Origin of the sequence: Mesorhizobium sp. M1182 (assembly GCF_040318335.1) — a bacterium.
Taxonomy (GTDB): domain Bacteria; phylum Pseudomonadota; class Alphaproteobacteria; order Rhizobiales; family Rhizobiaceae; genus Mesorhizobium.
Genome location: NZ_JAMYMD010000030.1, coordinates 60,704 through 71,084, shown reverse-complemented (window position 1 = coordinate 71,084; position 10,381 = coordinate 60,704). Strand labels below are relative to the sequence as shown.

The following is a 10,381-nucleotide window of genomic DNA, read 5'->3' as shown; positions in this document are numbered from 1 at the left end:
TCTAACGTCTCGATTGGTCATGGCACTTCCCCTTCCACGGGAATCGGTGATCGCAACGTCACCACCGTGCCATGGCCGCTCGCCCTCAGAGCAGGCGCCGTTCTCTCTCCAAAACTTTTTGCAGAACCTTCAGCACACTATCTCCATTGCAAACAAGCAAAGCGACAAAAGGATTATGAGGCGCAGGATCGCCGGCCTCAATGTTGCAATAGTCCGCATTGCCCGCCCCCGTGGGTAGCCCTGGACGATAGCGCTGACCTCTAATCAGGGGAAGGACCAAATCGTCAGGGAAACGGATGCGCGAGGTTGACGCTGCGCCCCTCTCCCCGTTCTACGGGGAGAGCGATGCCGGCAGGCAGGTGAGGGGCGGTGCCGGCATTTCAGAAGTTTGCGCTGCCCCTCATCCCCCTACCGGGACCTCCTCTCCGTAAAACGGGGAGAAGGGGCTACGCTCAATAATCGCCGTTATAATACCGGTCGTCGCAGGGGGCGGTGTAGATGCGGCCGCTGGTGCGATCCTGATAGCGGCAAAGCTGTTCGCTGCGCGGCTGCGGCGTGGTGGCGTTGCCGACGACGGCGCCCAGCAAGGCGCCGGCTCCGGCACCGATGACCGTGCTCTTGGTGTTGCCGCCGATCGCCTGGCCGGCAAGCGCGCCGGCGCCGGCGCCGAGCAGCGCACCGGTGCTGGTTCTCTGCTGTGCTTCGGTCTGCGCGCAGCCTGCCAGCGCGGCGGTTACGAACATGGCGGCAATGGCTCTGGACATGGTCATCGTCTGATACTCCCTTGAAGTCTATGAACTAATTCGCAGGCTGATTTTGCCAAGTACGGTCGCATTTGCGGCGGAACATAGGCACCGTGCCTCACGAAATAAGACATGGTTGTTTTTGTCTGACGGCCTGATCCGCAAAGAAAGTAACCGAACAAGACCCAAAGAGCTTCATCTCCAGTCGCGCCTTCGAGAGCGCTACGCTGCCTCGATCTGCATTACCTTTTTCGCCGCAGCGGCCAGAAATCCGGATCGGCTGTAGCCGTGGCGCTCCGCATATCGGTCAATCTGATCGAGGACATCTTCCGGAATGGTGACGTTGACACGCACGACCTTCGCAGCTTCAGCTTTCAAGGGAACCAGGATGGCGACACCGCTCAGATTGTCCTTGTCCGACATCACTTCCTCCAGGGATGACGGCTCGGGAATGGCCTCGCCATCCTCGACCAGCCCCTCGACATGAAAGGCCAGTGCTTCCCCGGCCATGGCACGGGCATCATCCAGGTTGACGCCGGCTGTCACCAGGCCCGGAAAATCGGGAAAGGAGACGCCGAAGTCGCTGTCCGCTTGCTTGTGGATCAATCCGATATAGTTCCGCATTTCTCTACCTCAGCTTCACGCCGGATTGTTTTTCAATACTCTTGAGAGTGCCGATCGGGATGTCGCGCTTGGGATGCGGAACTGTCACCCGGCCCGGCTTGGATTTGTGCTTGAACTGGGCGTGACTTCCTTTTCGAGCCACTTCGTACCAGCCATCCGCCAACAGCCTGTGGATGACATCGGCGCCCTTCATGTTGTGTATAAATACACATAACTGATCCAAATGTCCATGAGGATTTGCCGCAGTTTGCGTGCGGCGGTCCAATCGCTGCCTTTTTCAATCCCCGAAAAATCCCAAAAATGGAGAAATCAAATGACCCGAGGTCTTGCCCGGACGCTTTCGCGTGCCGCCGCCAGAGAAGCCGGCCTTGCCCCGCCCAGGGCGGGGCTCACCGCCAGGACGACCGGACAGGGCGGCGCCTACCGCACCGTCTTCTCCTTCAATGCCATGCCGGTGCCGGTCACCGATGCACTGGCCTATGCCAGCCAGAAGCTGTTCGATTTCATCGATGGCAAGATCCGCATCAGGGGCGGTACGGCCCGGCTGCAGTTCGCGGTGCTGACTACCCGCGCGTCGACCATCAACGACAATGCCGCGCTGACCTGGTCGCTCGGCTCGACGGCAGCATCGAGCGCGGTGCTTGCCGGCACCATGGTCAATGTGCTGGGCGCGACCGGCCGTACGCTGGATGGCGCGGGTGCCGCGCCGTCGAGCGCATCGATTGCCGATGTTGCCGCAGCCTTGACGCTCGACGGCACCGCGACGCCGGTCGACCTCTATCTCAACCTGGCGTTTGCGACCGGCACCGATATCGACGCCGACGGCACGATGGCGGTGTCGGGCACCATCACGCTGCTCTGGGAGAACTGGGGCGATAATGCGTAGGCGCTAATCTCCCCCCTTGAGGGGGAGATGTTGCCGAAGGCGACAGAGGGGGTCGGTTCGACGGGCGCGACGCCCGGCGACAGATGAGGTCGGCGCTCCACGCGCGGCTACCCCCTCTGGCCTGCCGGCCATCTCCCCCTCGAGGTGGGAGATACCAAGCTTCGCCGCCACTGCTCTCATCACCGGCCCTTAATTCTGTAACAAAAGGAATCTTCTCATGACAGATCTGGCAGACGCCGGGTCCGTGGTGGCGGCGCCACCGGCGGGCAACCTTGCACGGCCACCGGCCAACGGCGAAAACGGGTCCGCCCCGCCCACGGCCACAAGCTGGTTTGACGGTCTTTCCGAAGGCAACCGCAAGCTCGCCGAAACCAAGGGCTGGACCAAGCCTGAAAGCCTCGATCGGGTCTTCGCCTCCTATGCGGAGCTGGAGCGGCAGCAGGGCGAGAGCCTGCGCGTTCCGGCCGCGGACGCACCTGGGGAAGACTGGGACAGGTTCCATGCCCGGCTGCCCGAGGCGATGCGTCCGCTGACCTCGCCCGACAAGGTCGAGTACCGGCGCCCCGACGGGCTCCCCGAAAACTTCGCCTATTCGGACGAGCTCGCCAACGCGTCCAAGGCCTGGGCGGTCGAGGCAGGTGCTACCCCGAAGGTCGCACAGGCCTATCACGACCGCTTCGTCGGCTACATGGCCGAGCAGGCCAAGGCACAGCAGATCGCCCTTGCCCGCTCGGTCGAGACGACGCATGACGACCTCGTCAGGGATTGGGGACCGACCGGCAGCGATGGCTTTCGCCAGAAGCTCGAGGTCGCCAACCGGGCGATGAAAAAGCTCGGACTGGTCAATGCCTACAAGGCGAAGGGTATCCTTCTGCCGGACGGCGCCTTGACCGACCCGCAGATCGCCAAGGCGTTCCACGCCATCGGCGAGGCGATGTTCCGCGAAGACACGATCGACGGCAATGCTGCCTTGAGCGGAGGCAATCCCTTCAAGCGCAATGCCGCCGGCGAGCGCAACCTGACTGGCATCTCGGCGCTCGTCAAAAGCGACCCCGCCCGCGCCCGGCGGCTGGCACGCGAGGCCGGCGAAAATCCCGACCTGTGGATGCCCAACAATCCTCTTTAACCCAAACCTGAAGGAAGACAAAAATGGCAGACGTCTATACCCGTATCGCGGACGCGATCGTTCCGTCCGTCTATGCGCAATACTCGTTCGAGGAGCACGTCCAGTCGCTGGAGATTTACCAGGCCGGGATCCTGTTTTCCGACCCGTCGATCGCCTCGAAGCTCAGCCTGGGCGGACGTTCCGTCGACATGCCCGGCTGGAAGGACCTCGGCAACGATCCGTCCGAGCCGGTCAACGACGACCCGGCCGACTCGATCGAGATGAAGAAGATCGGCGCGCGCCGCGAAGTCGCGGCCCGCAATGTGCGTGCGCAGGCCTGGGGCATCCCGGATCTGACCTCGATCCTTGCCGGCGACGATCCGCAGAAGCTTATCGTGCGCCGCCAGACCGACTACTGGCAGCGCGCCAACAAGCTGACGCTGCTGGGCATACTGAAAGGCGTGCTGGCCGACAACATCGCCAATGACGGCAGTGACCTGGTGCGCGTCACCGGCGCCTCCATCGTCGACACCGACATCATCGAGGCCGCCTATCTGATGGGCGACCGCGCCGACAAGTTCAAGACGATCTGGATGCATTCGAAACAGATGAAGGCGCTGAAGCTCGCCGACCTCATCGACTATGTGCCGTCGTCCGAGCAGGGCGGGCCGCTGATCCCCTATTACATGGGGCTCAGGGCCGTCGTCGACGACGACATTCCGGTTGCCGGCGGCGTCTACACGGCGTTCATGTTCAAGGACAAGGCGATCCTGTGGAACGAGCTGCCGGTCAACACCGAAGGCGGGCCGCTCGAGTTCGACCGCAAGCCGCGGCAGGGCCATGGCGGTGGTGTCACCGAAATGGTCGGCCGCCGGCATTTCGTGCCGCATGTGCCGGGCACCCGCTTTCTCGACGCGTCCTCGGCCGGCGAATTCGCCACCGATGCCGAGCTGGCACTCGCGGCAAACTGGGACCGCACGGCGTCGAGCGTCAAGCACATGACGTTCATCGCGCTGAAGACGACCGAGGCCTGATCGGGCGAAGGGGCGGGCATCAGACGTCCCGCCCCTTCTGGACGCCAGGTCGGCCACCGTGGCGACCCGCAAGTTCACCCGCTGCGCTGCGTCGGAGTGATGTGAATTTTGGCGTTCGCTACAACATTCATGTTGCCCTTTGGCCAATCGACGGCACCAAACAGTTACAAGAAAGGGCGATGCTGCCTTGTCTTGGTAAGGGAGGTCACCATGAACATGAAGTACAAAACAGTTCAGGAAGTGCTCCGAAAAGCGGGCATTGTCATGAGTAAGAAGGGGGAAGTTCATCGCATAAACTTCTTCAGCGGCCTGGAAGACACCGCCTACTACACGCCAAGTCTTCAGGACGCCCTGGACAGGGGCTTGGCTTTGGCGGGAGGTGCCGGAAGGGTGAAAGCAAGCGTCTTTGCCAAGTCAGCTGAAACAGGGATCTCGACCGGCGCATGCATCGGCTGACACAATTCAGGCAAGACATCGCCGCGTTGCGCGGCGGTGTCGTGAACCGCAATAGCCGAAGCATTGCTTCCTTGCTTCGACCGGAAAAGAGACGGATCACGCAGCGCCTGCCACCCGTGTCCTGACGGGGCGGTTGGCGTTGTGACGCTCTATGCACGAGACGTGCAACGTTCTGCCCAAGCCACAAATCACAAAAAATCCCCAGCCGCTTCGAAGCGGCTTTTTGCCGTGGAGGCACCATGCCCCGTTTTCTCCGACCAACCATACAGACAGAGGCCTGAGCCATGGCCATCACCCCGCTCTACATCGCCAACATGGCGCTCGCCGTGCTCGACGAGGCGCCGATCGACAGCCTCGACCAGGACGCCAAGCCGGCGCGCCTGCTCAATCTGCATTTTGACCTGACCCGCGAGGCCGAATTGACCAAGCACGCCTTTGTCTTCGCCATCCTGGCGGCCTCGGTCGCCGGCTTCGACACCGGCAGCGGCGCTGGCACGCTGAACTTCGCCTATGAGCTTCCCGCCGATTGCCTGCGGCCCTTGCCGCTGACCCATAGCGGCGAGCCGGACGGCGTGCCGCTCTCATGGCGGCAGGAGGCCGGGTTGGTCTATTCCGATCAGGCCGGGCCGCGCATCATCCGCTATGTCGCCAACCTGACCGACCCCAACGACTGGGACGCGCTGTTCACCGAAGTGCTGGTGGCGGCGCTCGCCATCAAGATCGCGCATCCGTTGACCCACAAGGCCAGCATGATCGACGTCGCACGCAGCGCCTATGACAGGGCGCTGGACGCCGCCTATTCAGCCAATGCCATCCAGCGCGGCGGCAGATTTTCGACGACGTCCTGGGCTTTCCAGCGCGGCGACAGCCGGGGCGTCGGCCGATGACCACGCTCTATCCGGTCCAAGATGCTTTCATCCGCGGCGAGATTTCTCCCCGCTTGCATGCTCGCGCCTCGCTCGATCTTTACCGGGCGGCGCTGTCCAAATGCATGAATTTCGTCACGCTGCCGCATGGCGGCATCAGGAAGCGCGGCGGCACGTATTTTTGCGCCCAGGTGAAGGCTCCGTCAAAGGCGACACGGCTGATCCCGTTCATCTTCTCGGCCGACCAGGCCTATGCGCTCGAATTCGGCGATCGTTACATCCGCGTCTACGCCTATGGCGCGCGTGTCGGCACGGTCGAAGTCGTTTCGCCTTATCCCGAGCCCGATCTGTTCGACCTGCAATTCGTCCAGTCGGCAGACCAGATGTGGATCACCCACAAGGATCATCCGGTCAAAGTGCTGACGCGCACCGCGCACACGACCTGGACGCTGGCCGATTTCGTCTTTCTCGACGGCCCTTACGACAAGATCAACACCACGGCCACGACGCTAACGCCGGCCGCAACCGGCAACGCCATGCCGGTCATGGCCTCGAATACGCTGCCAAGCGGCACGGTCAGCAACAGCAACGGCTCATCCGACGTGTGGCAGGTGTTCGATGGCGACAAGCAGAAGGGGGAGAACATAGCGGGCTTTCCGAGCGGGTATCTGCGCTACCAGTTCGGCGGCGGGGCCAAGACGGTCGACGCCTACTGGATTACCGCCACGAATGATCACTCTGACACTGCATCGCCGACCCAGTGGCAATTCCAGGCCTCGCACAACGGCACCGACTGGACGACGCTCGACAGCCGCGACGGAGAGACCGGCTGGTCCAAGTCGGAAACCCGCTTCTTCGACGGCTTCAACAACACGGTTGCCTACGAATATTATCAGCTACTGTTTTCAGGTGGCGGCAGCGATGGAACCGCTATCGCCGAACTGGCCCTGCACGAATACGCGCCGTCGCAAACGCCGTTCGATCTCTCGGCCTCCTCGATCGTCGGCATCAACGACGGCATCGGCTTCCAGACCAGCGATATCGGCCGCGCCATTCGTCTGCTTGGCGCGGATGGCTTCTGGCGCTGGGCCAAGGTCGTTGCCCGGACCAGCACGACGGTGGTCACGGTCCAGTTGTACGGGCATGCTCTGCCCGATCTCAGCCCGATCATTCGCTGGCGTCTCGGCACGTTCGTGCCCGGCAAGTATGTCCAGAGCGGTTCGCTTTACGAGGAGCGCCTGGCGTTCAGCCGAAAATTCTCGGTCTATGCCTCGCAAACCGGCGATTTCGACAACTTCGCCACCGGTGAGAAAGACACCGACGCGCTGGAATTCGTGCAGGCAGGTGGCGGCCAGGCCAACGACATTACGTGGGTGGCGGAATCGGACGGCGCGCTGATCATCGGGACGCTTGGCGGGGTGAGGGCGCTGTCGGGTTCCGGCATCGACGAGGCGCTGACGCCGTCCTCGTTCAAGAACCGCCGGTCGCGGACTTTCGGTTGTGCCCCGCTGCGTCCCGTCGATGCGGGGCAGTCGTTCCTCTATGTCACCCGCTCGCGGAAATCGATCGCCGAGCTGACGCAAAACGCCACCGGCCGCTTCACCTCCGACGATGTCGGTCAGATATCGGAGCACATTCCCAAGAAAGGCGTCGTCGAACTCGCCTTCCAGACCGACCCCGATCCGCTGCTCTGGTTCCCGCTCGGGGATGGCGAACTCGGCGGCTACACGCACCAGCCGTCGCAGGACGTTCGCGGCATGCACATCCACCAGATCGCCGGAAGCTTCGCAGGATCGAACTGGGCCGTTGTCGAAAGCGCCGTGGTGACGCCCGGCCAGGACGGCAACGACGATCTCTGGCTGATCGTCAAGCGCACGATCGGCGGCGTGACCAGGCGCTATATCGAAATCAAGACCGCGCCGTTTGAGTATGGCGGGATCGGCGATGCATTCGAAGTCGACTGCGGCCTGACCTATGGCGGCGTCGCTGTGGGCACGGTCTCGGGGCTTGATCATCTCAACGGAGAAACAGCCGACGTCCTGGCCGATGGCAAGGTCTACAAGGGCCTTGCTGTGGCCGCTGGCGCGGTCTCGCTGCCCGGTGGGGCTAAGGCAGCCAAATGGCAGGTCGGGCTCGGCTACCAGTCCGAAGCCAACACGCTGGAGCTCGACGTCGGCGGTCGCGACGGATCGATCGTCGGGCGGCGCAAGAAGGTGGCCAAGCTCATTCTTTCGCTGCTGGAAACCGACACAACCGGGCTTCAGGTCCAGTCGTTCATCCGCGGCCGCTGGGAGCAGGTTCGCATTCCGTCTGTGGTTGCACCCGACGGCATGGCGAAATTGTTCACCGGCAATGTCGAGGTGCCGATCGACGATAGCTGGGAAGGGCAGGGGCGGGTGAAGATCCGCCACGTCAATCCAACGCCCTGCACGATCAGGGCGATGACACCGGTGTTCGACGCCGAGCCTTAGAAACTGCTGATCTCCCCCCTCGAGGGGGAGATGTCGCCGAAGGCGACAGAGGGGTCGGTTCGTCCTGACGCGGCCTCCTATCGCAAACTGAGGGGGTTGGAGCTCCACGCGAGACGACCCCCTCTGGCCTACCGGCCATCTCCCCCTCGAGGGGGGAGATCACCCGCTCCGTCTTCCATCGCTTCCCCAACCAAGGAACCCACCCGTGACTCAACTCCCCCATGCCGAAGACCTCGGCTGGGCGCGGACGGCTGCCGATTTCGCTGCCATCCGCGCCTTGCTCGACACCGACCTCAACGATGCGATCGCCCGCAAGGGCGAGCTGGAAACGGAAAAGTTTGACGCGATCTTCGGCGCCGGCAATTTGACGGCGGCGCGTGCCGCATTGGACGACTGCAACGCTGAAATCGCGCTGATCGAGAAAACCATCGAGGACGCGGACGAGCGCCGCATTGGCGCCCCCCTGGACGAACCCCCCGCCGAAGCCGTCGCCGCCACGCCCGCGCCGGGCGACGAGGTCAGGACAAACGCCGAGGCGCTCGGCGAGCGCTGGCGCACGATCCACTGGCTGATCGAACAGCTGCGCCAGGAACTGTTCGCGGCCGATGCCTTGAGCCGCGCCATCATCGCCAACGGCATGTTCGATGCCGACGGCGCTGCCGGGGTCAGAGTCAACCTGACCACCATCCGGCGCACTGCCATGGCCGGCCCGCGCGCCGCCGCGCCATCGCGTCTCAGCCGGCCGGCGATCCAGGCCGACCGACTGCTTTTGTCCTTCCTCAGCCCGGGCGGCGTGCTCGACCGGCGGCCTTCGATCGGTGCGCCGGTCGACGGCATCAAAAGCAAATTCATTCCCGCCGGCGAACGAGGCTGACCATGTGCACACTAGCTCTTATCGGTACGGCGCTTTCGGTCGGCGGCGCGCTGGCGGAAGGCCAGCAGTCCAAGCAGATGGCCGAGTACCAGGCCAAAGCCTATGAACAGCAGGCGCGGGCCGACGCCCAAAGCTCGGCCTTCGAGCAGGGCCAGGAGCGCCACAAGCAGGATCTGCTGCAGGCGCAGGCGCGTGCCCAGGCCGGCGCTTCGGGCGTCGCTATTTCTGGTTCGCCGACCGAGGTGCTGGCGGCCAATGCGAGGCAGGGCCAGCTCGACCTCAAGGCGATCCAGTACGGCTCGCAGCTGCGCCAGAACGGTCTCGCCACGCAAGCGGCGATCGCGCGCTTTTCCGGCAGGCAGGCGGTCGGCGCCTCGATCTTCAAGGCCGGCGGCAACCTCGTGTCGGGCATCTCCGGCCTCTACGACCCGGCCAAGGCGGTGACGTTCGGCAGAAGCGCCTTCCCGCCGGCGCCGGGTGGAGGCCTCTACTGATGGCCACCATCCCGCTCCAGCTTGCCCAGCGCCGCCTCGATACCGGCACTGTGGCCTCCTATCCCAGCGGCTCGCCGGTGGGCGCCGCCATGCAAGGCTTTGGCGACGAGCTCTCGGCGATTGCCGAGCGCTTCAAGCAACAGAAGCAGCAGCAGGACGCTTTCGATGCCGACATTATCGGCCGCGAGCTGAACGCACGCATAGCGCATGCCGAGGCCGTGGCGGTGCAGACCGCGCCGGCCGACGGCGGCGGCCTGCACGACTTCATGTATGGCCAGCTCGATCCGCGCAGCGACGGCGTCGTCAAGCCCGGCCTGTTCGACCAGATCTTCGACGACACCGTGGCGAAAGTGCCGGAGGGCGAACGCGCCAATTTCCTCGCCCAAAAGCAGGCTCTGCGGCTCGCCGGCTCGGCACGCATGGCGGCGCAGCAGCACGCGCGGCGCCAGAATTATGAGCAGGCCGAGTGGAGCAAGGTCGAGGACGGCTATACCAGCGCCATCGCGCAAAGCGACCCGGACGACACAGAAACATTCGATGCCATCAGGCAGAGCGGGCTCGAGCTGATCGGCAAGATGGGCAACCCGGTGGCCCGGCAGGCCGCCGAGGCCGCCTGGCGCGCCAACACGGCAAAGGCGCTCGCCCAGGCGATGATCGCCAAGGACCCGAAGGGTGCCGCGGAGGTGCTGGGTGGGGCGGTCGGGAGCGACTGACGGCAGGACCAAGGACGATACCGTCGAGGCTGTGAGTGGGCCTCGGGCGAGTGGGTCCAGCGTGCTGGCGACGCGCGAAGCGCCCGTAGGTGGCCTTCCGTCCGACGAAACACCT

General features: G+C 63.9%; 12 protein-coding genes. 9 read left to right on the top strand and 3 right to left on the bottom strand.

The features are described from left to right. Positions 1 to 452 precede the first annotated feature (452 nt). From NKH33_RS26285 to NKH33_RS26275, 3 genes are all read right to left on the bottom strand, one after another. Positions 453 to 770 (bottom strand): YMGG-like glycine zipper-containing protein, encoded by a 318-nt coding sequence (locus NKH33_RS26285; protein WP_292654509.1) that lies wholly within the window; start codon positions 768 to 770, stop codon positions 453 to 455. 195 nt (positions 771 to 965) lie between these two features. Then, positions 966 to 1,367, bottom strand: a complete 402-nt coding sequence (locus tag NKH33_RS26280) for a type II toxin-antitoxin system HicB family antitoxin (protein WP_352541138.1) — start codon at positions 1,365 to 1,367, stop codon at positions 966 to 968. 4 nt (positions 1,368 to 1,371) lie between these two features. Then, positions 1,372 to 1,560 (bottom strand): type II toxin-antitoxin system HicA family toxin, encoded by a 189-nt coding sequence (locus NKH33_RS26275; RefSeq protein ID WP_352638347.1) that lies wholly within the window; start codon positions 1,558 to 1,560, stop codon positions 1,372 to 1,374. A 120-nt stretch (positions 1,561 to 1,680) separates the two neighbouring features. Between NKH33_RS26275 and NKH33_RS26270 the strand changes: the two genes are divergently transcribed. From NKH33_RS26270 to NKH33_RS26230, 9 genes are all read left to right on the top strand, one after another. Then, the gene (locus NKH33_RS26270) at positions 1,681 to 2,253 is read left to right on the top strand and encodes a hypothetical protein (protein ID WP_352770668.1); all 573 of its coding nucleotides are present in this window, start codon (positions 1,681 to 1,683) and stop codon (positions 2,251 to 2,253) included. Positions 2,254 to 2,470: 217 nt separating this feature from the next. Then, positions 2,471 to 3,379: a hypothetical protein gene (locus NKH33_RS26265; RefSeq protein WP_352780654.1), complete on the top strand. Its 909-nt coding sequence runs from the start codon at positions 2,471 to 2,473 to the stop codon at positions 3,377 to 3,379. A gap of 23 nt (positions 3,380 to 3,402) precedes the next feature. Next, positions 3,403 to 4,392, top strand: a complete 990-nt coding sequence (locus NKH33_RS26260) for a Coat protein (RefSeq protein WP_352770671.1) — start codon at positions 3,403 to 3,405, stop codon at positions 4,390 to 4,392. A 210-nt stretch (positions 4,393 to 4,602) separates the two neighbouring features. After that, complete coding sequence (locus tag NKH33_RS26255) at positions 4,603 to 4,848, top strand: hypothetical protein (RefSeq protein ID WP_352750282.1); 246 nt, start codon at positions 4,603 to 4,605, stop codon at positions 4,846 to 4,848. 284 nt (positions 4,849 to 5,132) lie between these two features. After that, positions 5,133 to 5,735 carry a phage connector family protein gene (locus NKH33_RS26250; RefSeq protein WP_352922192.1) on the top strand — a complete coding sequence of 201 codons (603 nt, stop codon included), beginning with the start codon at positions 5,133 to 5,135 and terminating at the stop codon, positions 5,733 to 5,735. Then, positions 5,732 to 8,185: a phage tail protein gene (locus tag NKH33_RS26245; RefSeq protein ID WP_352922189.1), complete on the top strand. Its 2,454-nt coding sequence runs from the start codon at positions 5,732 to 5,734 to the stop codon at positions 8,183 to 8,185. The genes NKH33_RS26250 and NKH33_RS26245 overlap by 4 nt, the downstream gene beginning before the upstream one ends. Positions 8,186 to 8,390: 205 nt before the next feature. Continuing rightward, on the top strand, positions 8,391 to 9,059 hold the full coding sequence (locus NKH33_RS26240; RefSeq protein WP_352922186.1) for a hypothetical protein: 669 nt from the start codon (positions 8,391 to 8,393) through the stop codon (positions 9,057 to 9,059). Positions 9,060 to 9,061: 2 nt separating this feature from the next. Further along, the gene (locus NKH33_RS26235) at positions 9,062 to 9,553 is read left to right on the top strand and encodes a hypothetical protein (protein WP_352922183.1); all 492 of its coding nucleotides are present in this window, start codon (positions 9,062 to 9,064) and stop codon (positions 9,551 to 9,553) included. Beyond that, positions 9,553 to 10,266: a hypothetical protein gene (locus NKH33_RS26230; protein WP_352922181.1), complete on the top strand. Its 714-nt coding sequence runs from the start codon at positions 9,553 to 9,555 to the stop codon at positions 10,264 to 10,266. The genes NKH33_RS26235 and NKH33_RS26230 overlap by 1 nt, the downstream gene beginning before the upstream one ends. Positions 10,267 to 10,381: the final 115 nt, after the last annotated feature.